General features: G+C 64.9%; 26 protein-coding genes and 1 tRNA gene. 13 read left to right on the top strand and 14 right to left on the bottom strand.

Annotated elements, in window-relative coordinates:
* Positions 1 to 7 precede the first annotated feature (7 nt).
* From EI545_RS15590 to EI545_RS15570, 5 genes are read right to left on the bottom strand one after another with little or no spacing between them, the layout of a single operon-like run.
* Complete coding sequence (locus tag EI545_RS15590) at positions 8 to 739, bottom strand: N-acetylmuramoyl-L-alanine amidase (RefSeq protein ID WP_245990101.1); 732 nt, start codon at positions 737 to 739, stop codon at positions 8 to 10.
* On the bottom strand, positions 703 to 1,452 hold the full coding sequence (locus tag EI545_RS15585; protein ID WP_125326320.1) for a hypothetical protein: 750 nt from the start codon (positions 1,450 to 1,452) through the stop codon (positions 703 to 705). Before EI545_RS15585 ends, EI545_RS15590 begins: the two co-directional genes overlap by 37 nt.
* Before the next feature lie 31 nt (positions 1,453 to 1,483).
* A complete protein-coding gene (gatA, locus tag EI545_RS15580; RefSeq protein ID WP_125326319.1) occupies positions 1,484 to 2,968 on the bottom strand; it encodes an Asp-tRNA(Asn)/Glu-tRNA(Gln) amidotransferase subunit GatA in 1,485 nt (494 codons plus the stop codon).
* Positions 2,965 to 3,252 carry an Asp-tRNA(Asn)/Glu-tRNA(Gln) amidotransferase subunit GatC gene (gene gatC / locus EI545_RS15575; RefSeq protein WP_125326318.1) on the bottom strand — a complete coding sequence of 96 codons (288 nt, stop codon included), beginning with the start codon at positions 3,250 to 3,252 and terminating at the stop codon, positions 2,965 to 2,967. The genes gatA and gatC overlap by 4 nt, the downstream gene beginning before the upstream one ends.
* A 26-nt stretch (positions 3,253 to 3,278) precedes the next feature.
* Complete coding sequence (locus EI545_RS15570; protein WP_125326317.1) at positions 3,279 to 3,938, bottom strand: ceramidase domain-containing protein; 660 nt, start codon at positions 3,936 to 3,938, stop codon at positions 3,279 to 3,281.
* Positions 3,939 to 3,994: 56 nt separating this feature from the next.
* On the opposite strand from EI545_RS15570, the gene EI545_RS15565 reads away from it, so the two are divergent.
* Positions 3,995 to 4,693, top strand: coding sequence for a metal-dependent hydrolase (locus EI545_RS15565; protein WP_125326316.1), 699 nt, complete (start codon positions 3,995 to 3,997; stop codon positions 4,691 to 4,693).
* Between the two features lie 308 nt (positions 4,694 to 5,001).
* Here EI545_RS15565 and EI545_RS15560 read toward each other — a convergent pair whose 3' ends face one another.
* Positions 5,002 to 5,463 (bottom strand): nucleoside deaminase, encoded by a 462-nt coding sequence (locus EI545_RS15560; RefSeq protein WP_125326315.1) that lies wholly within the window; start codon positions 5,461 to 5,463, stop codon positions 5,002 to 5,004.
* Positions 5,464 to 5,540: 77 nt separating this feature from the next.
* Between EI545_RS15560 and EI545_RS15555 the strand changes: the two genes are divergently transcribed.
* From EI545_RS15555 to EI545_RS15530, 6 genes are all read left to right on the top strand, one after another.
* Positions 5,541 to 6,692, top strand: coding sequence for a pseudouridine synthase (locus tag EI545_RS15555; protein ID WP_125326314.1), 1,152 nt, complete (start codon positions 5,541 to 5,543; stop codon positions 6,690 to 6,692).
* 213 nt (positions 6,693 to 6,905) lie between these two features.
* On the top strand, positions 6,906 to 7,769 hold the full coding sequence (locus EI545_RS15550; RefSeq protein WP_125326313.1) for a 5-bromo-4-chloroindolyl phosphate hydrolysis family protein: 864 nt from the start codon (positions 6,906 to 6,908) through the stop codon (positions 7,767 to 7,769).
* Between the two features lie 22 nt (positions 7,770 to 7,791).
* A complete protein-coding gene (locus EI545_RS15545; RefSeq protein ID WP_125326312.1) occupies positions 7,792 to 8,964 on the top strand; it encodes a toxic anion resistance protein in 1,173 nt (390 codons plus the stop codon).
* Between the two features lie 31 nt (positions 8,965 to 8,995).
* Complete coding sequence (locus tag EI545_RS15540) at positions 8,996 to 9,937, top strand: DUF2927 domain-containing protein (protein ID WP_125326311.1); 942 nt, start codon at positions 8,996 to 8,998, stop codon at positions 9,935 to 9,937.
* A 19-nt stretch (positions 9,938 to 9,956) separates the two neighbouring features.
* The gene (locus EI545_RS15535; protein ID WP_125326310.1) at positions 9,957 to 11,066 is read left to right on the top strand and encodes an SPFH domain-containing protein; all 1,110 of its coding nucleotides are present in this window, start codon (positions 9,957 to 9,959) and stop codon (positions 11,064 to 11,066) included.
* 8 nt (positions 11,067 to 11,074) lie between these two features.
* Positions 11,075 to 12,211, top strand: a complete 1,137-nt coding sequence (locus EI545_RS15530; RefSeq protein WP_245990096.1) for a TFIIB-type zinc ribbon-containing protein — start codon at positions 11,075 to 11,077, stop codon at positions 12,209 to 12,211.
* A gap of 2 nt (positions 12,212 to 12,213) precedes the next feature.
* Here the strand turns inward: EI545_RS15530 and EI545_RS15525 are convergent, their stop codons facing one another.
* Positions 12,214 to 12,402, bottom strand: coding sequence for a hypothetical protein (locus tag EI545_RS15525; protein WP_125326309.1), 189 nt, complete (start codon positions 12,400 to 12,402; stop codon positions 12,214 to 12,216).
* Positions 12,403 to 12,450: 48 nt separating this feature from the next.
* Between EI545_RS15525 and EI545_RS15520 the strand changes: the two genes are divergently transcribed.
* Together EI545_RS15520 and EI545_RS15515 are read left to right on the top strand one after the other, a co-directional pair.
* On the top strand, positions 12,451 to 12,768 hold the full coding sequence (locus tag EI545_RS15520; RefSeq protein WP_125326308.1) for an antibiotic biosynthesis monooxygenase family protein: 318 nt from the start codon (positions 12,451 to 12,453) through the stop codon (positions 12,766 to 12,768).
* Between the two features lie 13 nt (positions 12,769 to 12,781).
* On the top strand, positions 12,782 to 13,330 hold the full coding sequence (locus EI545_RS15515; RefSeq protein ID WP_245990093.1) for an NYN domain-containing protein: 549 nt from the start codon (positions 12,782 to 12,784) through the stop codon (positions 13,328 to 13,330).
* Positions 13,331 to 13,353: 23 nt separating this feature from the next.
* On the opposite strand, the gene uvrB is transcribed toward EI545_RS15515, so the two are convergent.
* Complete coding sequence (gene uvrB / locus EI545_RS15510) at positions 13,354 to 15,540, bottom strand: excinuclease ABC subunit UvrB (RefSeq protein ID WP_125326307.1); 2,187 nt, start codon at positions 15,538 to 15,540, stop codon at positions 13,354 to 13,356.
* Positions 15,541 to 15,695: 155 nt separating this feature from the next.
* Between uvrB and EI545_RS15505 the strand changes: the two genes are divergently transcribed.
* The 4 genes from EI545_RS15505 to EI545_RS15490 all read left to right on the top strand — a co-directional run bounded on the left by EI545_RS15505 (position 15,696) and on the right by EI545_RS15490 (position 17,709).
* On the top strand, positions 15,696 to 16,556 hold the full coding sequence (locus EI545_RS15505; RefSeq protein WP_125326306.1) for a class I SAM-dependent methyltransferase: 861 nt from the start codon (positions 15,696 to 15,698) through the stop codon (positions 16,554 to 16,556).
* 267 nt (positions 16,557 to 16,823) lie between these two features.
* Positions 16,824 to 17,135: an ETC complex I subunit gene (locus tag EI545_RS15500; protein WP_125326305.1), complete on the top strand. Its 312-nt coding sequence runs from the start codon at positions 16,824 to 16,826 to the stop codon at positions 17,133 to 17,135.
* Position 17,136: 1 nt separating this feature from the next.
* On the top strand, positions 17,137 to 17,601 hold the full coding sequence (locus EI545_RS15495) for a GNAT family N-acetyltransferase (protein ID WP_125326304.1): 465 nt from the start codon (positions 17,137 to 17,139) through the stop codon (positions 17,599 to 17,601).
* A 31-nt stretch (positions 17,602 to 17,632) separates the two neighbouring features.
* Positions 17,633 to 17,709: transfer RNA gene (locus tag EI545_RS15490), tRNA-Arg, on the top strand.
* Between the two features lie 85 nt (positions 17,710 to 17,794).
* Here EI545_RS15490 and EI545_RS15485 read toward each other — a convergent pair.
* The 6 genes from EI545_RS15485 to EI545_RS15460 all read right to left on the bottom strand — a co-directional run bounded on the left by EI545_RS15485 (position 17,795) and on the right by EI545_RS15460 (position 23,667).
* The gene (locus EI545_RS15485) at positions 17,795 to 19,033 is read right to left on the bottom strand and encodes a mandelate racemase/muconate lactonizing enzyme family protein (RefSeq protein WP_125326303.1); all 1,239 of its coding nucleotides are present in this window, start codon (positions 19,031 to 19,033) and stop codon (positions 17,795 to 17,797) included.
* Between the two features lie 109 nt (positions 19,034 to 19,142).
* On the bottom strand, positions 19,143 to 20,384 hold the full coding sequence (locus EI545_RS15480) for a TCR/Tet family MFS transporter (RefSeq protein ID WP_245990091.1): 1,242 nt from the start codon (positions 20,382 to 20,384) through the stop codon (positions 19,143 to 19,145).
* Positions 20,381 to 21,106, bottom strand: a complete 726-nt coding sequence (locus tag EI545_RS15475) for an alpha/beta fold hydrolase (protein ID WP_125326302.1) — start codon at positions 21,104 to 21,106, stop codon at positions 20,381 to 20,383. The genes EI545_RS15480 and EI545_RS15475 overlap by 4 nt, the downstream gene beginning before the upstream one ends.
* Complete coding sequence (locus tag EI545_RS15470) at positions 21,099 to 21,875, bottom strand: alpha/beta fold hydrolase (RefSeq protein ID WP_245990088.1); 777 nt, start codon at positions 21,873 to 21,875, stop codon at positions 21,099 to 21,101. The genes EI545_RS15475 and EI545_RS15470 overlap by 8 nt, the downstream gene beginning before the upstream one ends.
* Entirely contained in the window at positions 21,875 to 22,843 is a 969-nt protein-coding gene (locus EI545_RS15465; RefSeq protein WP_125326300.1) for a threonine ammonia-lyase, read from the bottom strand. Before EI545_RS15465 ends, EI545_RS15470 begins: the two co-directional genes overlap by 1 nt.
* Complete coding sequence (locus EI545_RS15460; protein ID WP_125326299.1) at positions 22,840 to 23,667, bottom strand: alpha/beta fold hydrolase; 828 nt, start codon at positions 23,665 to 23,667, stop codon at positions 22,840 to 22,842. The genes EI545_RS15465 and EI545_RS15460 overlap by 4 nt, the downstream gene beginning before the upstream one ends.
* Positions 23,668 to 23,689: the final 22 nt, after the last annotated feature.

The raw sequence follows: 23,689 nt of genomic DNA, 5'->3' as shown, positions 1-23,689 counted from the left end.
GGTTGGGTTATGCCTGCGCGCCCCCCGCGTCAATCGGAAAGCGGCGGGCAAGGTCGGCGGCAAGGGCGCGGTCAGTCTCATCCAGCGGTCCAATGGCCCAGGGGCGAAAGCGCAGGCGAAAGGCGGGCAACAGCACCTCCACCGGCAGATCGGGGTAGCCGAAGGCCATCAGATCGGCGCGGAAGTCGCCAGGCTGCGCATCGCCATTCTGCGCATCACCTGACTGCGCCAGATCGGGCCAGACCGACAGGCCACCCAGCGCAAGACGCCGCCAGTCAAAGCGCGGCCCGGGGTCCCCCTTGCGACCCGGGGCCATGTCGCTATGGCCGATCACCGCCTGCGGTGGCAGGGACCAACGCTCAAGGACGCCCTGCAGGACCTGCTCCAGCGCGGCCATCTGCGGGGCCGCAAAGGGCGCGTCCCCCCGATTGGCCAGCTCCACCCCGATTGATCGGGAATTCACATCGCCCCGCCCGCCCCATTCCCCCGCCCCGGCATGCCAGGCGCGGTCCTGTTCGGCCACCAGCGACAGGACAGTGCCATCGCTGTCGATCAGGTAATGCGCCGACACCTCCGCAAGCGGATCACACAGCCGCTCCAGCGCCTCGGCACAGCTGGCCATGGCGGTATAATGGATCACCACAAGCGTGGGCTGAAGCCCGTCACGCCGGTCGCCAAAGTTGGGCGACGGGTGGGTCAGCGTCACTGCAGCGCGGTGCGGAACGGGCGCGGATCCCAAGAGCAGGCAAATCCATCACCATCCGGGTCAACGCCCATCCGGTCCCGCTCCGGCCCGCCACGGGACAGGAATTCCTGCTGGGCCAGATCGGGCGACGCAAACTTCGCGCAGGCGGAGTTCTGGTCACGGACGCCAAGGCCACCACGCTTGTACAGTTGCACGCCCGGCGCGTGATTGGTGGCCAGCGCGAATTCCACGATGTTCGGGCCGGATTCGCCGGGGCGCTGCGGCAGGTCTTTCGGCTGGACGATCACATATTCCGCGCGGTTGCGGGCGATGCGTTCGGCGTCGCTTTCAATCGTCTCGCGGGCGGCGACGGCGTCAAAGTCCTGCTCGTCCGAGATGCCGACATTGCCCGCCACCTCACCCGATTCCTCGCGGATACCGGCAGGCGCCCCGCCACGCGGGCGGGCCGAGCCGTCAGCGACCGGGGGCAGCGGCGCTACCACGGTGGGCGCGGGCGGCGGCGCTACGCCATCGGCACGGTCGATCGCGGCGGCAGCGGCGGCCGGGTCAAACGACCCCGACGGCGGCTGGATGACAACCGGTCCCGTCGCCACCCCGGGGGCTGGCTGCGCGCCCCGGATATAGCTGCCATAGTCCTGAAAGCCGACCCCTCCCCCCGTCGTGGCGGTCGTCGTCGGCGTGCAGGCAGCCAGCGTCAGTGCAGCAAGCACGGCACCGGTGGCGGGACCAAGGGGAAAACGGGTCATTACTGCCTCAACAGGGTTGTTTTGAGGCCCATTACCACCATTTTTCCGCTTTGGCCACAAAGCCTGCACGGCTCTCCAAAACATGCGCGTGATTGAGCAACCCTGCCTCATCCCACGGCCTGCCGATCAGCTGCAGGCCCAGCGGCAGACCTTGCTGGTCAAGCCCCACCGGAACCGCAATCCCGGGCAGGCCCGCAAGGTTCACGGTCACGGTAAAGACGTCGTTCAGATACATCTGGATCGGGTCGGCATCCGACATCTCGCCCAGACCGAAGGCAGCGCTTGGCGTGGCAGGCGTCAGGATCGCATCCACCCCATCAGCGAACACCGCTTCAAAGTCGCGTTTGATCAGCGCGCGGACCTTGCGCGCGCGGTTGTAATAGGCGTCGTAGAACCCCGCGCTCAGCACATAAGTGCCAACCATGATCCGGCGCTGCACTTCCGGCCCGAACCCCTCGGCCCGGGTCTTTTCGTACATCTCGGTGATGCCATCACCCGCCGTCAGCTTGGCGCGGTGGCCATAGCGCACCCCGTCATAGCGGGCGAGGTTCGATGACGCCTCGGCCGGGGCGATCACATAATAGGCGGGCAAGGCGTATTTCGTATGTGGCAGGCTGATGTCGCGCACAACCGCGCCTGCGTCGCGCATCATCTCGATCCCGGTCTGCCACAGCGCCTCAATCTCGGCAGGCATGCCGTCCATCCGGTATTCCCGCGGGATGCCGATCACCTTGCCCCGGACATCGCCGGTCAGCGCGGCCTCAAAATCCGGCACGGCGAGGTCAGCGCTGGTGGAATCCTTCGGATCATGCCCGCACATCGCGCCCAGCATGATCGCCGCATCGCGCACCGATTTGGTCATCGGCCCCGCCTGATCGAGGGATGAGGCGAAAGCCACGATCCCCCAGCGCGACACCCGGCCATAGGTCGGCTTGATCCCGACAATCCCGGTGAATGCCGCAGGTTGGCGGATCGACCCGCCGGTATCGGTACCAGTCGCCCCAAGGCACAGGTCCGCCGCGACTGCCGCCGCCGACCCGCCAGACGATCCGCCCGGAGTCAGCTGCACGTTCGACCCCTTGCGCTGCCACGGGTTCACCGCATTGCCGTAGCATGAGGTTTCGTTGCTGGACCCCATGGCGAATTCGTCCATGTTCAGCTTGCCCAGCATGACAGCGCCCGCGTCAAACAGCTTTGCCGTGACGGTGGATTCGTATTCCGGCTTGAACCCTTTCAGGATGTTCGACGCGGCCTGCGACGGCACCCCCTTGGTGCAGAACAGGTCCTTGATCCCAAGCGGAATGCCGCACATCGCCGGGGCATCCCCGGCCTTCAGCCGCAGATCCGCCGCCCGCGCCTGTTCCAGCGCCAGTTCGGGAGTCTTGTGGACAAAGGCGTTCAGCCCATCGCCCGCGTCAATCGCCGTCAGGCAGGACATGGTCAGGTCAACGGCCGAAATCTCGCCCTTGCGCAGGGCATCCCGTGCGGCGGCGATGGTCCATGAATTCGCGGTCATTCCACCACCTTCGGCACAGCAAAGAAGCCTTCCCGCGCATCGGGCGCGTTCTTCAGGACCTGCGCCTGAATATCGCCATCCGTCACCACATCCTCCCGCCGCTTCAGCCGCATCGGCGTGACGGATGTCATCGGTTCCACCCCGGTCACATCCACCTCGTTCAGCTGTTCCATGAATCCAAGGATGCCGGACAGCTTGTCCGCAAGCGCGGGCAAGTCGCCCTCTTCCACCCGGATGCGCGCCAGCTTTGCCACCTTGCGCGCGGTGTCGATGTCAATGGCCATGGGGCCCTCCAGATCTTTGGCTTCGTTTAGCCGCGTGCAGACCCCTTCGCAAGCATGTGGCGGCGATAGACCTCGATCATCCAGCCCAACATCAGGCCATTCAGGATATGCCACAGGAAATGCGTGCCAAAGGGCAACGTGGCGCAAAGTGGAGCATCCAGCGTACGAAAGGTCAGGCTGACGGTCAGGATCACCGCGCCCAGCGCCATCCCCCGTGCGGTTTCAGGTGCAGTGCGCCAAAGCAGGGCCGCATAGCCAAGGATCAGCACCGGAATCGGCGCATAGCCCGCCGATGATCCCAAAGGCAGGGCCATGGCAAAGACCGGGGCGGTCAGGGCGGCATAGGGCAGAAAGGCGATCACCGCCGCCCATGGCCACCAGCCGCGCAGCCCAAGGAAATCCCGCGTGGCCGCAAAGATGTAGATCAGGATGAAGCCAAGAATCGGCCCCACGTCCAGCGCTGCCGTCACCCCGTTGGCATGGGTGTGAAACAGATAAGACCCCACCCCGATCGCCCCCAGCACCCCGCACAGCAGCCGCGCCAGGGGCAACCCCTCGGTCCTGCGCCACATCACCAGAGCCGCCAGCAGAAAGGCCAGATTGGTCGCCGCATTCACTGGCTCGGCCCAGTAGGCGGCAGTCACGCGCTCGCAATAGGCGTCAATCGGGTCGAACATGGTTGTCATCGGGCTGTGCGTCCTAGATGGTATGCGCTTCCCAACATAGTGCGAAGGAGACGCCCATGCAGATCACCTGGCTTGGACATTCCGGCTTCCGGATCGAGATTGAAACTGCCGTCCTTCTGGTCGACCCCTGGCTGACCGGAAACCCCCTGTTCCCCGCCGGGCGCGAGGATGAGGCGATTTCCGGCGCGACCCATATCCTTCTGACCCATGCCCACGGCGACCATGCCGCCGATGCGGCGCGTCTGGCGAAAAAGCTGGGGATCAAGGTGCATTGCATCCATGAACTGTCCGAATGGCTGAACGCGCAAGGCGGGGTCGAAACGGTCGGCTTCGGCAAGGGCGGCACGCTCGACCTTGGCGGCGCGAAAGTGACGATGGTCAACGCCGTCCATTCCGCCAGCATCGACTTTGGCGACAAGGGTCTGCTGCCAGCGGGTGACGCGGCCGGGTTCATGATCGCGGGCGAAGGCCACACGATCTATGTCTCGGGCGATACCGACATCATGGCCGACATGGGCTGGATGGCCGAATACCACCAGCCCGACATCGGCATCCTGTCCTGTGGCGGGCATTACACGATGGACATGGCGCGCGCCGCCTGGGCTGCGCGGAAATGGTTCAACTTCCGCTGGGTGATCCCCTGCCACTACAAGACCTTCCCGATCCTTGCCCAGGACGCCAGCGCCCTGCGCGCAGGCCTGCCCCCGGGGGTCGAGGTGATCGAGCATGAGGTGCTGGACCCCATCCGCATCTGACACCGCCCGCAATCCACGGCGCGCCCCCTTGCCCCTCTTGGGGACGCGCCGATCCGGGAAGCTGTCTCACGGCACGGCACGGCACTTCAGGCTGCGAAATTGTTTCCACATCCTGAATCGTCGCTTGCATCTGAAACCGCCCCCAATCCACGGCGCGCCCCCTTGTCCCTCTTGGGGACGCGCCGATCGGGGAGGCTGACTGACGGCACGGCACGGCACCTCAGGCTGCGAAATGGTTTCCACATCCTGAATCGTCGCTTGCAACCGATTGATTTCCTTACGCCGAACCGATGTCCCCGCCCGGGACACTACCTTTTGGCGGCAAAGAACCCCTTCAGCAAAGCCTCCGCCTCGCCCCCCCCGATCCCGTCATAGACCTCGGGGACATGGTGGCACTGCGGGTGGCTGAAGACCCGCGCCCCCACCGCAACCCCCCCCGACTTCGGGTCCGCCGCCCCATAGTAAAGCCGGTCAATCCGCGCCGCACTGATCGCGGCGGCACACATCGGACAGGGCTCCAGCGTGACGTAAAGATCATGCCCCCCCAGCCGCTCCGACCCCGCCACGCGGCAAGCCTCACGGATCGCCAGCATCTCGGCATGGGCGGTGGGGTCCGCCAGTTCCCGCGTCCGATTCCCCGCCCGCGCCACGACCTGCCCGCCGGAAACGATCACCGCCCCGACCGGCACTTCCCCCCGGACAGCGGCCGCCCGCGCCTCTTCCAGAGCGGCGGCCATGAACGACCTGAACCCTTCGCGTTGCTCTTTCATCTTTGCTCAAATATCCTGCGGGTTCCGGGGGTGGAAAACCCCCGGGGCTGGCCACCCCGCGCCGAAGGATGAAGTCCATGGCCGGAAAAGAAAAGCCCAAAGCCCCCAAGAAGCCCGCTGCCACGCCCGCGAAGACAACCGAGGGCGAGCGCATCGCCAAGGTCCTGTCCCGCGCCGGCATCGCCTCGCGCCGCGAGGCGGAGCGGCTGATCGAGCTGGGCGAGGTCACGGTGAACGGCAAGGTCATCACCTCGCCCGCCCTGAACGTCACCGCCGCCGACAAGATCACCGTGCGGGGGGAACCCGTGGGTGCCCCCGAACCGGCGCGGCTGTGGCTTTACTACAAGCCCGAAGGTCTGGTCACCTCGGCCTCGGACGAAAAGGGGCGCGATACGGTGTTCGACCACCTGCCCGAAGACATGCCCCGGGTGATGTCGGTTGGCCGGCTTGACCTCAATTCCGAAGGGCTGCTGCTCTTGACCAATGACGGCGAACTCAAGCGCCGGCTGGAGCTGCCCTCAACCGGCTGGCTCCGCAAGTACCGGGTGCGGGTGAAGGGCAACCCGACCGAGCCGGAGATCGAACCCCTGCGCAAGGGCATCACCATCGACGGCGACCGCTTCCGGCCGATGGAAGTGAAGATTGACCGGCATCAGGGGGCGAATGCCTGGCTGACGGTGGGTCTGCGCGAAGGCAAGAACCGCGAAATCCGCCGCGCGATGGACCATATCGGCGTGACGGTGAACCGGCTGATCCGCATCTCATACGGTCCGTTCCGGCTGAACGAACTGCAGCCGGGCGAGGTTGAGGAGATCAAACCTCGCGTCCTGCGCGAACAGCTTGGGCTGGCCGAGACCACGCCGGGGGCGACGCCCGAGGCCAAGCAGTTGCGCCGCGCGCCAAGGCCATCTGTCGGCAAGGAGGCAGGGACCGAAGAGCGGGGCAAGACAACCTCGGCGCCACGCCCCCAGCGAACCGAGCGGGCGGCGGGCGATGCAGACCCCCGCGCTGCGAAACGTCCGCTGCGCGCGGGAGAGGGTTTGAAGACCCTGTCCGATACCTGGCAAAAGGCCACCCGTCGCCCGGCAGGCAAGCCAGACGCAGCTGATCGCCCAGCAGATCGCCCTGTGCGCAGCCCCCGCGCCGGGGCCGGAGCGGGCCCCAGACCCAGCCGCAGTGGCGGACCGGGCACCGGCCCGAAACGACCGCCCGGACCGCGGAAGGGCTGACCCACCGCGGCCACGGCCCGTTGGCCAAATACCCGGGAAGATTGCCGCCTAGTGCCCCCGGTCGCCGCTGGCATGGTCCGGGGGCATCGGCTAAGCTGAGACAAGTGTGTGGCCGCAACAGGGGGCAAGAATGTCGGGAACCGGACTGCGGACCCTGTCGTTTGTTTTGCTGGTTGGGCTTGTAGCCTATGTTGCCTGGTCCGGGGGATCGTGATGGCCGAACGGTTTGGCGGCAAATACTCTCCCAGCGGCAGTCGCCCAGCTGAAAGTCCCGCAGCGGTGGCCGCGCCCCGCCCAAAGGGCTTGTGGCGCTGCAACGTGCTGTTCCTGTCGGCTTTCCTGTTTCTGTTTCCCGCCTTTGGCGATGGCCCGCGCGAGATGTTACTGGGCCTTGCCGCCGGGGGTCTTTTGATCCTGTCGGCCTGGACCACGCGGGAAGGCTTGCGGGCCGAGGCCGCCTACAACGCGCGTAAACTTGCCCGCCGCCCGGCCTTTCCGCGCAAGATGGCCGGGGCGGCGCTGACCGGGGTCGCGCTGGCCGTGGGCGGCGCGATTGCAGAGCTTGGGCTGATCTACCCGGCGATCTTTGCGCTGGTGGGCGCGGGCCTGCATCTGTTTTCCTTCGGGCTGGACCCGATGGCCGACAAGGGCATGGAAGGGCTTGACGCCTTTCAGACCGGCCGCGTGGCCAAAGCGGTGGAAGAGGGCGAGGCGCATTTGGCGGCGATGAAGGACGCAATCCAGCGCGCCGGGGACCGTGCGCTTGAGCGGCGGGTCGACAAGTTCGCCACGGCCGCCCGCACTTTGTTCCGGACGATCGAAGGCGATCCTGGCGATCTGACCGCCGCGCGCAAGTACCTGTCGGTCTACCTGATGGGTGCGCGTGACGCGACGGTGAAATTCGCCGACCACTACGCCCAGACCCGTGATGCTGCCGCCCGCAGCGACTATGAATCGCTGCTGACCGATCTGGAAACCACCTTCGCGCAGAAGACCACCGCCTTCCTGTCAAACAACCGCAGTGATCTGGATGTAGAGATCGCCGTGTTGCGTGACCGTCTCAAGCTTGACCATTGATCTTTTCCAAGGGGGATTGCCCATGTCCACAACCGTCCAAGCCGATGCCACCGCGTTTCTGACCGAGGTCGAGAAAGTCACCGCCGTGATCCTGCCGGAACCCATGGCCGAGGTAGTGCCGCTGGAGGCCGCCCCTGCCCCGCAGGCCGAGGCGATCCGGCAGCGGATGTCCGAAGTGGACCTGTCAAATACCCAGTCGATCATCGCTTTCGGGTCGTCGGCACAGGCGGAACTGCAGGTGATCAGCCAGGCGATGCTGCAGGACGTGAAGAACAAGGATGTGGGCCCCGCGGGCGACAGCTTGCGCAAGATCGTGACCACGATCCGGGGCTTTGCCGTGGATGAATTGGACCTGCGCCGCGAATCCAGCTGGTGGGAACGGCTGCTGGGCCGTGCCGCCCCCTTCGCGGAATTCGTCGCGCAATATGAGGACGTTCAGGGCCAGATCGACAAGATCACCTCGGAACTTCTGACCCACGAACACACGCTGCTGAAGGACATCAAAAGCCTTGATGTCCTTTATGCAAAGACGCTCGATTTCTACAATGAACTGGGGCTTTACATCGCGGCGGGCACGGCAAAGCTGGCTGATGTGGACAGCACCGTGATCCCCGCCAAGGAAGCCGAAGTTGCCGCCGCCCCTGAGGCCGATCAGGTGATCCGCGCGCAGGAATTGCGCGATATCCGCGCCGCGCGGGACGATCTGGAACGCCGAGTGCATGATCTGAAACTGACGCGGCAGGTGACAATGCAGTCGCTGCCGTCGATCCGGCTGGTGCAGGAAAACGACAAGTCGCTGGTGACCAAGATCAACTCTACCTTGGTCAACACGGTGCCGCTGTGGGAAACCCAGCTGGCGCAGGCCGTGACGATCCAGCGGTCGAAGGAAGCCGCCGAAGCGGTGCGGGATGCCAACGATCTGACCAACGAGCTGCTGAAGGCCAATGCCGAAAACCTGCAGGCGGCCAACAAGGTGGTGCGTGAGGAGATGGAGCGGGGCGTGTTCGACATCGACACGGTGAAGAACGCCAATGCGACGCTGATCGCCACGATCAACGAAAGTCTGGCCATCGCCGATGAAGGCAAGGCCCGGCGCGCGGCGGCGGAAGTGGAACTGGTGAAGATGGAGGCAGAGCTGCGCGATACGCTCGCCTCGGCCCGGGCGCGCCAGATCACCCCTGCGACCCCCACCTGACGACCCCGGATCAAGGACACAGCAGACCGGCATGGCCCGACACAGGATTTTCAGACCACTGATGGCCGGGGCAGCATGCATTGCGCTGGCGGCTTGCACCTTTCCGGGCGACGGTCCCTTGCGGCCGCCGTCGCCTCAGGGACCTGCGGCGCCTGCGCCCAGCGCACCGACGGCAAAAAGTGCCGCGGCGATGATGTATTACGCGCAGGTGCAGCAGACCCTGTTGTCCCAAGGGCTGCTGCGCACTGACAGCGGCAGCAATGTGCCGTTCACCGACAGGATGCTGGCCGAAAACTTCATGCGCATCGCGCTTTATGACGAATATCGCCGGGGCAACGGCGGGTTCATCCGGGAAGAGACTGAAAGCCGCCTGCGTCGCTGGGAAGTGCCGGTCCGTGTCGGTCTGCGCTTTGGCGCCAGTGTGCCGCCCGACCGTCAAGCCACCGACCGGGCGCGGATCGCCAGTTTCCTGGCCCGGATGGCGCAGGTGACGGGGCATCCGATGGCGATCGACGATGCCTCGCCGAACTTCCTGATCCATATCGTGTCGGAAGATGAGCGCGAGGCGCTGGGGCCGAAGATCCGCGCGGCGATCCCCAATCTGGGGCCGGGGGATGTGGCTGGCATCACCAACATGCCCCGCACGACCTATTGCCTGGTCTACGCGCTGTCCGAAGGCAATTCGGGGGCGTATACCCGCGCCTTTGCGGTGATCCGGGCGGAACATCCCGACCTTCTGCGCCTGTCCTGCATGCACGAGGAAATCGCCCAGGCGCTGGGTCTGCCGAATGACAGCCCGCGCGCGCGCCCGTCGATCTTCAACGACGACGAGGAATTCGCGCTGCTCACCGATCACGATGAACTGCTGCTGCGGATGCTGTATTCCCCTGCCTTGCGGCCGGGCATGGTCCCATCCGAAGCGCGGCCCATCGTGGAATCCCTTGCGCGCCGGATGACCGGCGGCGACAGTTGACACTTTACCGGAGGGTCCCATGGTATTCGATTTCCTCAAGGGCGAATTTATCGACGTCATCTCGTGGCTGGATGACACGCGCGATACGATGGTCTGGCGCTTTGACCGGCGCGGTCAGGCGATCAAGATGGGGGCCAAGCTGACGGTCCGCGAAGGTCAGGCGGCGGTGTTCATCCACGAAGGCCAGTTGGCCGATGTGTTCGGCCCCGGGCTTTACATGTTGGAAACCAACAACATGCCGATCATGACCACGTTGCAGCACTGGGACCACGGCTTTCAAAGCCCGTTCAAGTCCGAGGTCTATTTCGTCAACACCACCCGGTTCAACGACCAGAAATGGGGCACGAAGAACCCGATCATGGCGCGCGATCCGGAATTCGGCCCGGTCCGCCTGCGCGCCTTTGGCACCTATTCGATGCGGGTCACCGACCCCGGCAAGTTCATTCAGGAAGTCGTGGGCACGGATGGTGAGTTCACGTCGGACGAGATCAGCTTTCAGATCCGCAATGTGATTGTCCAATCCGCCACGCAGGTGCTGGCGAAATCGGGGATTCCGGTCCTCGACATGGCGGCGAACACTGGCGATCTGGGCAAGATCATCGCCAATGCCATTGCGCCCCAAGTGGGCGAATATGGCCTGTCGATCGTGGAGTTCTACATCGAAAACATCAGCCTGCCGGAAGAGGTGGAAAAGGCGTTGGACAAGCGCACCTCGATCGGGGTCGCGGGCGATCTGAACAAGTACATGCAGTTCAATGCCGCCGAAGCGATGGGCCAGCCGGGTTCAGCCATGGGCGCTGCGATGGGTGCGGGCATGGGCGCAGGCATGGGGATGGGCATGGCGCAGAACATGGGGCCATGGGGTGCGGCACCCGGTGCGGTCGCCGCGCCACCGCCGCCGCCCCCACCGCCACCGACCCGCGACGTAGCGCAGGTCTGGCATCTGGCGGTCAATGGATCCACCGAGGGACCGTTTGCCGTGGCCGACCTTGCAGGGCTTGCCGCTCAAGGACGGCTGACCCGCGCGACAATGGTATGGACCCCCGGCCAGGAGGGCTGGAAAATGGCCGCCGAGACCGGGCTTGCCCAGCTTCTGGACACCGTGCCCCCGCCGCCGCCCAAGCCCTGACCTGACCCATGGCCGTTGAGGAACACCGCTGGCCCTGCGCCCAATGCGGCGCGCAACTGCGCTATGCGCCGGGCCAGACCAGCCTGACCTGTGACCATTGTGGCCATGTGCAGGCGATCCCCGCCGACGTGCCGAAGGCACGGTCGCGCGCGCTGCAAGAGCTTGATCTGGCCAAGGGCTTGCGGGACGATCTGCCGGGCCGCGACATGGTTGAGGTGCGTACCACCTCATGCCCGAACTGTGGCGCGCAGGTGGAAATCACCGGCGCGACCCACGCGACCCAATGCCCGTTCTGCGCCACGCCCGTGGTGCTGGACACCGGCACACAGCGGCATATCAAGCCGCAGGCGCTTGTCCCCTTTGCGCTGACGGAAGGCGAGGCCCGCAAAGCGATGATCGCCTGGATGGGCGGCCTTTGGTTCGCGCCCGGAACCCTGCTGGAATATGCCCGAAAGGGACGGGCGATGAATGGGGTCTATGTCCCGTTCTGGACCTTTGATGCCGATACAGCCAGCCGCTATTCCGGCGAACGGGGCGAGTATTACTATGAAACGCGCACCGTTACCGTCCGCGTGAACGGCAAGATGGAGACCCGGCAGGAACAGGTTCGCCACACCCGCTGGTATCCGGCCCGGGGCGGCGTGGCGCGGGTGTTTGATGACGTGCTGGTCATGGCCTCAACCAGCCTGCCCGCCCGGCTTGGCAATGAGCTGACCCCGTGGAATTTGGGCGACCTTGTCCCCTATACCCCTGATTATCTTGCCGGATTTCAGGCCGAGGGCTACACCGTCCCTTTGTCTGACGGTCATGCGCAGGCCCGGGACCGGATGTCAGACATCATCCGCAGCGATGTACGCCGCGACATCGGTGGCGATGAACAGCGCATCCATTCGGTCGATACCGACTGGTCGGACGAGACGTTCAAGCACATCCTGCTGCCGGTCTGGATGGCCGCCTACAAGTACAACGGCAAAAGCTATCGCTTCCTTGTCAACGGCCAGACGGGCGAGGTTCAGGGGGAACGGCCATGGTCGATCTGGAAGATCGCGTTTGCGGTGATCGTTGTGGCAACCTTGGCCCTTGCGGCGCTGTATCTGTCCGACCCCGAAGCGACCGGCCTGCCGGTGCCGGATTGGCTTGATTGACGTCAGCCATCCCGGCGGTGCAGGAACAGGGCCCAGAATGCATAGACCCCGACCCCGATGAACAGCGCGCCCCAGATGGCCGATTCGGTCCAGAACAGCTCTACCAGCCCCCAGGCGATGGGTGCCACCACGGTCGCCCAGCGCACCCATGGCTTTGCGAAGAACGGGTCATCCGGGTCAAGAAACTTCATTCAACCGCTCCCGTTCTGTGGCATGCTGGCCGGGGAAGGGAGGACGACATGCCCCAGATTGTCAAGGATTTCCAAGGACAAACCGTCATCACCACGTTCGAGATGACCCCGGCCACCGCCTTTGACCTTATGGAAGCGCTGGAAGTGGCCTATCGTGACTGCATCAGCCTGCAGCCCGGCTTTGTCGCGGCGGGGCTGCATATGAACGATGCGCGGACCCGGATCTGCAACTATTCGCAATGGCAACGGCGTGAGGATTACCAGGCGATGCTGCGATCCCCCGAGATGCGGGAGAGGAACCGCCAGATCAACGAGTTGTGTCGGGGCTTCGAACCGGTCATGTACGAAGTGACGGGGGTTTTTTGACAAGAGGTGTCTGGTGTCCGGCGAAGATCTGATCCTGCTTGGCCTGTTCGGGCTGGGCATGCTGTGTATCCTTGTCGCCCTGCTCCGCCGCCGCAAAGGAACGCGGCCCGAGGCTGACCGCAAACCATGGATTCTGGTGGACGGGTCCAATGTGATGCATTGGCAAGACAGCACGCCGCAGCTTGCCGCCGTGCAACGGGTGGTCGATGACCTGAAGGCGCGGGGCTTTGCACCCGGGGTGGTGTTCGATGCGAATGCAGGCTGGAAACTGTCTGGCAAGTATCTGAAAGAAAGCGACTTTGCCCGCATGCTCGCCCTGCCGCAGGATCAACTGCTGGTCGTGCCGAAGGGGACGCAGGCCGATCCGTGGCTTTTGGCGACAGCCCGGGATTTCAAGGCCCGGGTTGTGACGAACGACCGCTTTCGGGACTGGGTGGCGGACTACCCCGAGATTTCCGTACCGGGCTTTCTGATCCGGGGCGAGATTCGTGAGGGTAAAGTGTGGCTGAAGACGCCAGACCTTGCCCCTGACCCCGAAACGACGAAGGCGGTCACCGCTTAGGGCGGGCAAAGGCGCCGCTAGTGTTACCGCCCCCTGCCCCGGCTGCGCTTGCCACCCCTTTGCCCGGCGCGCCCGGCGGTGCTGCGCCCGGCCATCTTGGTCGCCTCTTCCACGGCTTCTTCGATCACCTCTTGCCGCGCGAAAGGGTCATCCGCGACGGCCAGTTCCACAGCCTCAAGCCGTTTCACTTCATCGCGGAGGCGGGCGGCTTCCTCGAATTCCAGGTTCTCGGCGGCTTTGCGCATCTGCAGGCGCAGGGCATCAAGATGGGCGGCAAGGTTCTTGCCGACCATGGGCTTGTCGATCTTCGTGGTGATCCGCGCCTGGTCGGTGTCGCCCTGCCACGTGCCAAAGAGGACGTCTTCGACGTTCTTGCGAACGGTTTCCGGGGTGATCCCGTGCTTCAGGTTGTAGGCGACCTGTTTTTCACGGCGGCGGTTGGTTTCGCCGATGGCACGCTCCATGCTGCCGGTCATACGGTCGGCATACATGATGACCCGGCCTTCGCTGTTCCGCGCGGCGCGGCCGATGGTCTGGATGAGCGAGGTTTCAGAGCGGAGGAAGCCTTCCTTGTCGGCGTCAAGAATGGCCACCAGCCCGCATTCCGGGATGTCGAGGCCTTCGCGGAGAAGGTTGATGCCGACCAGCACGTCAAACGCGCCAAGGCGCAGGTCGCGGAGGATCTCGATCCGTTCGATGGTGTCGATGTCCGAGTGCATGTAGCGCACCCGGATGCCCTGTTCGTGCAGGTAGTCGGTCAGATCCTCGGCCATGCGCTTGGTCAGGACGGTGGCAAGGGTGCGCATGCCCGCGGCGGCGACCTTGCGGATTTCGTCCAGAAGGTCATCGACCTGCATTTCAACCGGGCGGATTTCGACCTGCGGGTCGATCAGGCCGGTGGGACGGATGACCTGTTCAGTAAAGACGCCGCCGGTCTGCTCCATCTCCCACGCCGCGGGGGTGGCCGAGACGAAGACGGATTGCGGGCGCATCGCATCCCATTCCTCGAACTTGAGGGGGCGGTTGTCCATGCAGCTGGGCAGACGGAACCCGTGTTCCGCAAGGGTCAGCTTGCGGCGGAAGTCGCCTTTGTACATGCCGCCGATCTGCGGGACGGAAACGTGGGATTCATCCGCAAAGACAATGGCATGGTCGGGGATGAATTCAAACAGCGTCGGCGGTGGTTCGCCCGGGGCGCGCCCTGTCAGGTAGCGCGAATAGTTCTCGATCCCCGCGCAGGCGCCAGTGGCTTCCAGCATCTCAAGATCAAAGTTGGTGCGCTGTTCAAGGCGTTGCGCTTCCAGCAGTTTGCCTTCGCCAGTCAACTGCTTCAGGCGGTGGAAAAGCTCGTCCTTGATGCCCTTGATCGCCTGCGCCAGCGTCGGGCGCGGGGTGACGTAGTGGCTGTTGGCGTAGATGCGGATCTGCTTGAAATTGTCAGTCTTTGCCCCGGTCAGGGGGTCGAACTCGACAATCGATTCCAGCTCCTCGCCGAAGAAGGAGAACCGCCAGGCGCGGTCTTCAAGGTGGGCGGGCCAAACCTCCAGACTGTCGCCACGCACGCGGAAGGCACCGCGCTGGAAGCTGGATTCCAGACGTTTGTACTGCTGGGCCACCAGTTCGGCCATCACCTTGCGCTGGTCGTACATCTGCCCGACCACAAGGTCCTGCGTCATGGCGGAATAGGTCTCGACCGAGCCGATGCCGTAGATGCAGGAGACCGAGGCGACGATGATAACATCGTCCCGTTCCAGAAGCGCCCGGGTGGCCGAGTGGCGCATCCGGTCGATCTGTTCGTTGATCTGGGATTCCTTTTCGATATAGGTATCCGTCCGGGCGACATAGGCCTCGGGCTGGTAGTAGTCGTAGTAGCTGACGAAGTATTCGACGGCGTTGTCAGGGAAGAAGTTCTTGAATTCCCCGTACAATTGCGCGGCAAGGGTCTTGTTCGGCGCAAGGATGATGGCGGGGCGCTGGGTTTCTTCAATCACCTTGGCCATGGTGAAGGTCTTGCCAGTGCCGGTGGCGCCCAGCAGAACCTGATTGCGTTCGCCCGCCTGAACACCCGAGGTCAGTTCGGCAATCGCCGTCGGCTGGTCCCCCGCCGGCTGAAACGGGGTGGACAGCACGAAGCGGCGGCCCCCCTCAAGCTTGGGGCGGGTCAGGACGTCCGGACGTTCGGCAATGGCATTGGAATTGTTGTGCGGCATGGCGCGGGTCGCCTCCTGACGGGGGATACCGGGAAAGATTCGGGGCCTGACAGATTTGATCCGTTTTTGTTCCAGTTCAAGCGGTGTTCCGTCGAAAGGGGGCGAAACCGTTGCCCGGACGGCGGGAAGCGGCTAAGGCAGCGGCCAAGAGGTGCATGATGGCTGAGAAGATCGACACACGCGCGGTGGGGCTGGATGTGGGCCTTGCCTTCATCCGCTGGCTGACCGGGGCAGAAAACCTGCATTACGGGCTGTGGACCGGGCTTGAGGTCAGCGCGGGCAACCTGCGCAGCGCGCAGGACGCCTACACGGTCAAACTGTTTGGCTACCTGCCAGCCGGACCCTTGCGGATCCTGGATATCGGCGGCGGGGCGGGCGAGACGGCGAAGAAACTGCTGGCGCTGGGTCACAGTGTCGAGATCGTCGTGCCATCGGCCTTTCTGGCCGAACGCTGTCGTCGCAATGCACCCGGGGCCGTGGTGCATGAATGCATGTTGGAAGATTTTGCCGGGACCGGGCCCTATGACCTTTGCCTGTTCTCGGAAAGCTTTCAGTACATTCCCTTGGCCGAAAGCCTGCCGAAATGCGCGCGGTTGCTGGCCCCCGGTGGGACGGTGCTGATTGCCGATTGTTTCAGAACCGAAGCCTATCAGGGCCGACAGAAGCATGGGCCGCAGCCCGGGGGCGGACATGGGCTTGCCCGGTTCCGGACGACGCTGGAAGGATCACCCTTCGCGGTCCTTGCCGAAGAGGACATCACCGACGCTGTTGCACCGTCGATTGACCTGGAACAGCAGCTGTTCAACGTGATCGGCCATGGCGTGACGCGGGTGTCAGACGAGATCCGCGACAAGCGGCCGACGGCGCATTGGACGCTGGCCCGCTTCATCGGAATGTTCCTGTCAAAGACGCGGCGTGCCAACCTGATGCGCCGTCTGACCGGAACCGACCGCAACGCCGAAGCCTTTCGCCGCTTCAATCGTTATATGATTTTCAAACTTGGACCAAAGGCCTGACCGACGCGCGGGAGGAAGCGACCCCATCGCCTTTGCAGCCAAAGCGAAGGGCGCCGACAACACATACATCTTTCGGTTGAATCTTGTTGCCGATTGGGGCACAATACCCGTGCAAGCAGCAACTATGCTGTCGGCTGGTCCAATCGAAACCCCACCCATATTCCCCTGGACCAGCCGACAGCCTTTTCTGTGCGTGGCAGTTCAAGCTGTCCCTTGCGCTTTGCCGAAAGCTTCGGAATAAGGTCCCAAAGCCTGAGGAGAAGTGTGATGCGCGCCCGGATCTATCAGCCTGCCCGAACCGCCATGCAGTCTGGCACCGCCAAGACCCACCAGTGGGTGCTGGAATTCGCTCCCGCGTCCGAGCGTGAGGTTGACCCCTTGATGGGCTGGACATCCTCGGGCGACACGCAGGCCCAAGTCCGCCTGCGCTTTGACAGCCGTGAGGCGGCGCTGGCCTATGCCGCCGAAAAGGGCATCGAGGCGGATGTGCAGGATCCCAAACCGCGCCGCGCCATCATTCGCGCCCGGGGTTATGGCGAAAACTTTGCGACCGACCGCAAAGGGGCATGGACCCACTGACATGGCGTGGACGATCGCCGAGGAACACCCGCTGACGCCGGACCTGGAGCTTTTGTTCCAACGGCATACGGCGGACATGCATGCCGACACCCCGCCGGAATCGATCCACATGATGGACAAGGGCGCGCTGGCGGCACCTGGCATCCGGTTCTTCGTGCTGCGCGATGCGGGCGAGCCTGTCGCAATGGGGGCGTTCAAGCGGATTGACGCTGGCCATGCCGAGATCAAGTCGATGCATGTCCTGCATGAGGCGCGGGGGCGCGGGCTTTCCAAGGCGATGCTGGAGCATCTGGTGACAGCGGCGCAGGCTGACGGATTTGCGCGGCTGAGTCTGGAGACCGGCGTGCAGCCGACTTTCGTCGCTGCACGGGCGCTTTATGCCCGTGCGGGCTTTGCCGACTGCCCGCCGTTCGAGGGCTATGGGCCGGACCCGAATTCGGTCTTCATGACGAAGGTGCTTGCCTGATCTTTTGGCTTGGCCCAAAAGGTGGCGGCGCGGGCTCATAGCTCAACTGGATAGAGCAAGGACCTTCTAAGTCCGAGGTTGGGGGTTCGAGTCCTCCTGGGCCCGCCATTTTCCCGACACCTGCTCGTCGAGCACTTCGTGCACTCCTCGCGGGTCTGCCGACGAGTGCACGCAGTGCTCGAGGAGGGTCTCCCTAAAGGTCAGAGCTTGGTGCCCCGCCTTCGAAGCGGTTGCCGTGGCGATAGTCGCAGGGGGCCTCTTGCATCTGCAGGTGCAAACCGGTTCCGGTGTAGGGATGGGCGCGGGCGAGGTCTTCGTCGAAGTCGATGCCAAGGCCGGGGGCATCGGGGGGCAGGATGTAGCCATCCTCCCATTTGATCGTGTTGCGGATCAGCTGCAGGTGGAACGCGCCGCCGGTTTCAATCGTCTCGGCAATAAGCAGGTTCGGGATCGACGCGGCGAAATGGACGTTGGCGGCCCATTCCACCGGGCCGGCGTAAAGATGCGGGGCCATCTGAGCGTTGAAAACCTCGGCCATGGCGGCGATTTTCTTCGCCTCCCAGATGCCGCCGACGCGGCCCAGCGCGGGCTGCAGGATCTTGACGCCCCCAGCGCGGAGGAGGGTGCCGAATTCGGCCTTGGTCGTCATCCGTTCGCCCGTGGCAAGGGGGACGCGGACCGATTTCGCCACCTCGGCGAATTCCAGCAGGTTGTCTGGCGGGATCGGTTCTTCGTACCACAGGGGGTTATAGGGTTCGAGTTCGCGGCCGAGGCGGATCGCGCCCGGGGTGGAAAACTGGCCGTGGGTGCCGAAGAGGAGGTCAACCCGGTCCCCCACGGCGGCGCGGATCGCCTTGCAGAAGGCGATGCTGCGGGAGATGTCGGACATGGCGGGTTCATGGCCGCCACGGATGGTATAGGGGCCTGCGGGGTCGAATTTGACCGCCGTGAAGCCCAGGTTCATGAAGCGGACAGCGGCGGCGGCCGCAGCGTCGGGATCAACCCAGAAGTCGGAGGATTCCTGGCCCGGTTCGGGGTAGAGGTAGGTATAGCTGCGGATCCGGTCATTGATCTTGCCGCCCAGCAGCGCCCAGACCGGGCGATTCCGAGCCTTGCCCAAAATGTCCCAGCAGGCAATCTCCAACCCGGAAAACGCGCCCATCACCGTGGGATCGGGGCGCTGGGTGAAGCCGGAGGAATAGGCGCGGCGGAACATCAGCTCGATATTCTCGGGGTTTTCACCGGCCATGTGGCGTTCGAAGACATCCTCGATCACCGCTTGCATCGCCTTTGGGCCGACGGTGGAGGCATAGCATTCGCCGTAGCCGACGATGCCGGTATCGGTGGTCAGCTTGGGAAAGATCCAGTAGCGCCCGCCCCAGCCAGGGAACGGCGGGGCGACGACGAAGATTTCAAGGTGCTTCAATTTCATGGCGTGGTCTTTCCTGCTGCCGGAACAGCGGGGGTTTCACTCCCCCCGCACCTCCGTGGGATATTTGGACAAAAAGAAAGCTAAAGCCGGACTGGCTGGCCTGCATCCCCTAATGCGACCGGTTTGGTCGCATTAGGGGGCCAAAGACATGGAGCGTGACGCAGGCGAGCATCAGGACGGCCGCCAGCAGGAAAGGCGCGCCGGGGGCGAAAACGCTCGCGTCGGGGGCAGTAAAGGCGGCGAAGGTCGTCGTCATGATCAGGGGGGCGGTGATCATGGCAATGGCGTTCAGGCTGGAAAACACGCCCTGAAGCTCACCCTGCGCGTCAGCGGGGGCTGCGCGTGAGGCGATGGCTTGCAGCGCCGGGGTGACCACTCCGCCCAGGGCCGTGACGGGGGTCAGGAGCAGGGCGAGTGTCGGGGAGGTGACAAGGCCAAGGCCGGTGAGCGTGACGACATTGACCCACATCCCGTAATGCGCAGCGCGGCGTTCGCCGAAGCGGCGGATCAGCGGGCCGACCAGAAGCGCCTGACCCACGGCGAAGGAGATGCCGTAGACGGCCAGCGAGACACCCACCATGGTGCTGTCCCAGCCAAAGCGGGCCTGGCCGAAATAGGCCCAGATCGTCGGGTAGACGTTCATCGCTATGCCAAGCAGCAGGTAGGTGCCAAGGATCAGCCGAACGCCCGGCAAACGGTCAAGCGCGCGCAGGGCACCAAGCGGATTGGCGCGTTTCAACGTGAACGCGCGGCGGGTGGCATCGGTGACGGTCTCGGGCAGGACGAAATAGCCAAAGGCCATGTTGGCCAGCGCAAGAGCCCCGGCGGCATAGAAGGGTGCGCGCGAGTCGATGGTTCCCAACAGCCCGCCGATCAGCGGACCAAGCACAAAGCCCACCCCAAAGCCCGCACCGATCAGGCCGAAGCGGCGGCCGCGTTCTTCTGGGGGCGTGATGTCGGCGATATAGGCCCCTGCTGTGGCAAAGGTGGCCGACGTCACCCCCGCGACCAAGCGCGCCGCCAGAAGCAGCCAGATCGAAGCGGCAAGCGCCATCACCAGATAATCCGCGGCCATCACGGCAAGCGACACAAGCAGGACAGGTCGGCGGCCAAAGCGGTCAGACAGGGCACCGATGGTCGGACCGAACAGGAACTGCATCACGGCAAAGGATGTGGCAAGCACGCCGCCCCAAAGTGCGGCTTCGGAGAGGGGACGGCCCGTCACCTCTTGGATGAGGTCGGGCATCACGGGGAAGATCAGGCCGATGCCGATGGCGTCCAGCGTGACTGTGGTCAGGATGAAGGTCAGGGGCAGGCGGCCGTTGGCTTGGGCAATGTTCGAAACTGTCAATCCTGAGGCCCACCCGGTGATCCATGGCGTATCTGGTGCAGGATTTCTGCAAGTCGTGCGGCAAGCTGATCTGGCACCGACAGGAAGGGCGAATGGCTGGCGTCAAGCGAGGTGACGCAAGCCTTGGGCAGGACCTCGGCCATCGTAGCCTGATAATCGGGCGGGATCGCGCGGTCCTGCCGGCAGACGATGTAGTGGCGCGGCAGGGTCTGCGCGGCGGTGGGAAACAGCGGGCATTCCTGCGGGGCCACGGGCTGCGGGCATAGGCGGGCGGTGGCGGCTGCGGCGACTTCGGGCGTGCAGTCGTGGTAGAAGACGGCGGGGGCAAGGGCCGGATCAACGGTGAAACTGACCCGATCCGCCGCCATCCGGATCGCGGGGAGCAGGGGCTGTGACGGCCCGGCGCGGCGCATGTCGGCCAGGCTTTGGCCTGCCACGGGAAGGTAGGCGCAGAGGTAGATCAGCCCGGCGAAACGCGCAGGATCCGCCTCGGCAGCGGCGGTGATGGCATAACCGCCAGCGGAATGGCCGACCAGAACCGTACCCGCATTGGCAGCGGCGGTGATCGCCCGGGCATAGTCGTCCAAGGTTGTGGGACTGCCATCGCGGCCGGGCAGGTCGATCGCATCGGCGGTGATGCCGTGACGGGCAAGGGCCGGAACAAGCGCTTCCCAGCACCAGGCGCCGTGGCAGGAGCCGTGGACAAGCAGAAGGTCAGACATGGCCGATCCTTTTCAGAAAGGCGTTAAGCGCAGCGGCGAAGGGCTGCGGATGGGTCAGCATCGCCAAATGGCTGCCACCGGGAAGCAGGTGGAAATCCGACCCGGCGACAAGGTCTGCGGTTTCGCGCTGCATGTCGGGCGGGGTCTTGCGGTCGTCGCCCCCGGCGAGGATCAGCGTCGGCAGGGTAAGGGTCGCGGTGGTCTGGTAGAAATCGGTGTTCGCAACCGCGGCAGCAACACCCGTCCAGCCATCGGGGCGGGTGCGCGACAGCATCTGCTGCACTACTCCGGCTGTGGCCATGCCGCGCCAGCGGGGGCCAAGCAGGGCCGCAGCCTCGGCTTCGAGGTCCGGCCCGGGGTCGGTCAACCCGGCGATACGGCGCTGCCACAGATCAGGGTTGCCGAATCGGGTGGCAGAGCCGGTCAGCACCATCGAGCGGAAAAGGTCCAGCCGCTTGACGGCAAGACCTTGGGCGACCAGCCCGCCCTCGCCTGCACCAAGGACCACGGCATCCTTCAGCGCAAAGTGCTGCATCAACCGCTCGGTGTCGCGGATGAGGGCGCCCATCGTGTAGGGCGCGAGCGGCGTGTCGGACTGGCCATGGCCGCGCAGATCAAGGCGCAGGGTGCGGTGGGCGGCAAGGCATGGAAGGATGGCGTCCCAGACCGCCAGATCGACCCCAAGGCCATGGATCAGCACAAGCGGCGGGGCCGTTGCCGGACCGGCAAGTTCGGCATTCAGGCGCAGGTCATCCAGCCAGACAAGCATCAGCCGAACCGGGCCAAAGCGGCGGCGCTGGTGGCAGGGTCGACATTGCCGCCGGTGGCGACGGCGATCACGGTATCGCCGAGGTTAGGCGCGAACAGGGCTGCGGCAAGGGCCACCGCCCCGCCGGGTTCCAGCACGATCCGCAAGTGGGTGAAGGCAAGGGCCATGGCGTGCAACGCCTGATCGTCGGTCACGACAAGACCGGGGCCAGCCAGCCGTTGCAGGATGGGAAAGGTCAGGTCCCCCGGCATCGGCGTCAGGATCGCATCGCAGATCGACCCGGTGGCGGCGGCGTTCTTCAGACGCGTGCCAGCGGCGAGGGATCGGGCCATGTCGTCAAAGCCTTCGGGTTCCACGGTGCGGACCCGGAAGCCGGGGGCCATCGCCTCCAGCGCCAAGGCGATGCCGGACGCCAAGCCACCGCCGCCGCAGCAGACCAGCACATCGGCCCCCGCCACCCCGGCCTCTTGCGCCTGGGAGGCGAGTTCAAGGCCCACGGTGCCCTGCCCCGCAATGACCTCGGCATCGTCGTAGGGTTTGACCAGCGTCAGGCTGCGGGCCTTGGCGATCCCGGCACCGATAGCGTCGCGGTCCTCTGTCCCGCGGTCGTAAAGCACCACCTCGGCCCCATAGGCGCGGGTGTTGGCGATCTTCACCTCGGGCGCGTCGGACGGCATCAGGATCACGCAAGGGATGCCGTGGCGGGCGGCAGCTATCGCCACACCCTGCGCGTGGTTGCCCGAGGAGTAGGCGATCACCCCCTTGTCGCGAGCGTCGGGCGCAAGCGCCGAGATTGCTGACCAGCCGCCCCGGGCCTTGAAGCTGCCAGTCAGTTGCAGGCATTCAGCCTTCACCAGAACCCGGCGCCCGGCAATCTGGTCCAGCAGCGGCGCGTTCAGCAGGGGGGTCACGCGGACATTGCCCTTCAGCCGCGCGGCGGCGGCGGTAATCCTTGCGATGTCGGTCATTGCAGGCCCTTCAGGAAGGATCGGATCAGCGCCACCGCCTCAGGTTCGTCAAGAAAGGGGATATGGGCGCGGTCCGGCACTTCGGCAAATTCCATGTCGGGGCGACGGGCGCGCATGGTGGCGGCGGTTTCTGCGGTCAGCAGGTCCGAGTTTGCCCCCCGGATCAGCGCCAGCGGCACGCCGGCCAGCGCATCGAACAGGGGCCAGAGGTCAACCGGAGGACCCTCGAAGGCGGCAAGAAAGGCCTCACGCAGGGCCGGATCGTAGCGCAGGGAAAGGCCCTCGGGACCTTCGACCGACAGCCTCTGCGCCTCATCCAGCCAGCGGGTCATGGGGACGTTGTGAAAACCCGGGGTCCTTGCCAGCCGTTCGGCAAAGCCTGCGTAGGTCTTTCCCGCCGGATTGCGCCCGACATAGTCGAAGATGCGCACCAGACCCTCACGCCCGATTACGGGACCAATGTCATTCAGGCACAGCCCCAGCACCCGGCCCCGCGCCACAGCGCCCAGCACCATACCGATCAGCCCCCCGCGCGAGGTGCCAAGGATGGCGGCCTTTGCCACGCCAAGATGGTCAAGCAGGGCCAGCGCGTCCTTTGATTCCTGATCGACGGTATAGGTCGCGGCCCCTGTCCAGTCACTGCCACCCCGGCCGCGATAGTCCATCCGGATCAGGCGCAAAGGCGGCAGATGGGGCTGCAGATAGTCAAAATCGGCCATGCTGCGCGTAAGGCCCGGCAGGCACAGAAGCGGCAGCCCCTCACCTTCGTCACGATAGGCAAAGCGGCAGCCGTCAGGGGCGGTAAAATGCAGGACGTGAGTCATGGCAACGGTTCCTTCGCCGCAC

The sequence above is a fragment of the Tabrizicola piscis genome (assembly GCF_003940805.1).
GTDB classification, from domain to species: Bacteria; Pseudomonadota; Alphaproteobacteria; order Rhodobacterales; family Rhodobacteraceae; genus Tabrizicola; species Tabrizicola piscis.
Note: the sequence above shows the minus strand (reverse complement) of the source record. Positions and strands in the feature narration are given on the sequence as shown.

What these genes read in the sequence shown, in the direction of transcription:
- EI545_RS15475 (WP_125326302.1), bottom strand. Translation starts at nt 21,106, where the DNA reads ATGTCTGACCTTCTGCTTGTCCACGGCTCCTGCCACGGCGCCTGGTGC.
- uvrB (WP_125326307.1), bottom strand. Translation starts at nt 15,540, where the DNA reads ATGCCGCACAACAATTCCAATGCCATTGCCGAACGTCCGGACGTCCTG.
- EI545_RS15545 (WP_125326312.1), top strand. Translation starts at nt 7,792, where the DNA reads ATGTCCACAACCGTCCAAGCCGATGCCACCGCGTTTCTGACCGAGGTC.
- EI545_RS15535 (WP_125326310.1), top strand. Translation starts at nt 9,957, where the DNA reads ATGGTATTCGATTTCCTCAAGGGCGAATTTATCGACGTCATCTCGTGG.
- EI545_RS15570 (WP_125326317.1), bottom strand. Translation starts at nt 3,938, where the DNA reads ATGACAACCATGTTCGACCCGATTGACGCCTATTGCGAGCGCGTGACT.
- gatC (WP_125326318.1), bottom strand. Translation starts at nt 3,252, where the DNA reads ATGGCCATTGACATCGACACCGCGCGCAAGGTGGCAAAGCTGGCGCGC.
- EI545_RS15465 (WP_125326300.1), bottom strand. Translation starts at nt 22,843, where the DNA reads ATGACCGACATCGCAAGGATTACCGCCGCCGCCGCGCGGCTGAAGGGC.
- EI545_RS15470 (WP_245990088.1), bottom strand. Translation starts at nt 21,875, where the DNA reads ATGCTTGTCTGGCTGGATGACCTGCGCCTGAATGCCGAACTTGCCGGT.
- EI545_RS15495 (WP_125326304.1), top strand. Translation starts at nt 17,137, where the DNA reads ATGGCGTGGACGATCGCCGAGGAACACCCGCTGACGCCGGACCTGGAG.
- EI545_RS15500 (WP_125326305.1), top strand. Translation starts at nt 16,824, where the DNA reads ATGCGCGCCCGGATCTATCAGCCTGCCCGAACCGCCATGCAGTCTGGC.
- EI545_RS15550 (WP_125326313.1), top strand. Translation starts at nt 6,906, where the DNA reads ATGGCCGAACGGTTTGGCGGCAAATACTCTCCCAGCGGCAGTCGCCCA.
- EI545_RS15560 (WP_125326315.1), bottom strand. Translation starts at nt 5,463, where the DNA reads ATGAAAGAGCAACGCGAAGGGTTCAGGTCGTTCATGGCCGCCGCTCTG.
- EI545_RS15485 (WP_125326303.1), bottom strand. Translation starts at nt 19,033, where the DNA reads ATGAAATTGAAGCACCTTGAAATCTTCGTCGTCGCCCCGCCGTTCCCT.
- EI545_RS15530 (WP_245990096.1), top strand. Translation starts at nt 11,075, where the DNA reads ATGGCCGTTGAGGAACACCGCTGGCCCTGCGCCCAATGCGGCGCGCAA.
- EI545_RS15540 (WP_125326311.1), top strand. Translation starts at nt 8,996, where the DNA reads ATGGCCCGACACAGGATTTTCAGACCACTGATGGCCGGGGCAGCATGC.
- EI545_RS15505 (WP_125326306.1), top strand. Translation starts at nt 15,696, where the DNA reads ATGATGGCTGAGAAGATCGACACACGCGCGGTGGGGCTGGATGTGGGC.
- EI545_RS15565 (WP_125326316.1), top strand. Translation starts at nt 3,995, where the DNA reads ATGCAGATCACCTGGCTTGGACATTCCGGCTTCCGGATCGAGATTGAA.
- EI545_RS15460 (WP_125326299.1), bottom strand. Translation starts at nt 23,667, where the DNA reads ATGACTCACGTCCTGCATTTTACCGCCCCTGACGGCTGCCGCTTTGCC.
- EI545_RS15525 (WP_125326309.1), bottom strand. Translation starts at nt 12,402, where the DNA reads ATGAAGTTTCTTGACCCGGATGACCCGTTCTTCGCAAAGCCATGGGTG.
- EI545_RS15585 (WP_125326320.1), bottom strand. Translation starts at nt 1,452, where the DNA reads ATGACCCGTTTTCCCCTTGGTCCCGCCACCGGTGCCGTGCTTGCTGCA.
- EI545_RS15555 (WP_125326314.1), top strand. Translation starts at nt 5,541, where the DNA reads ATGGCCGGAAAAGAAAAGCCCAAAGCCCCCAAGAAGCCCGCTGCCACG.
- gatA (WP_125326319.1), bottom strand. Translation starts at nt 2,968, where the DNA reads ATGACCGCGAATTCATGGACCATCGCCGCCGCACGGGATGCCCTGCGC.
- EI545_RS15520 (WP_125326308.1), top strand. Translation starts at nt 12,451, where the DNA reads ATGCCCCAGATTGTCAAGGATTTCCAAGGACAAACCGTCATCACCACG.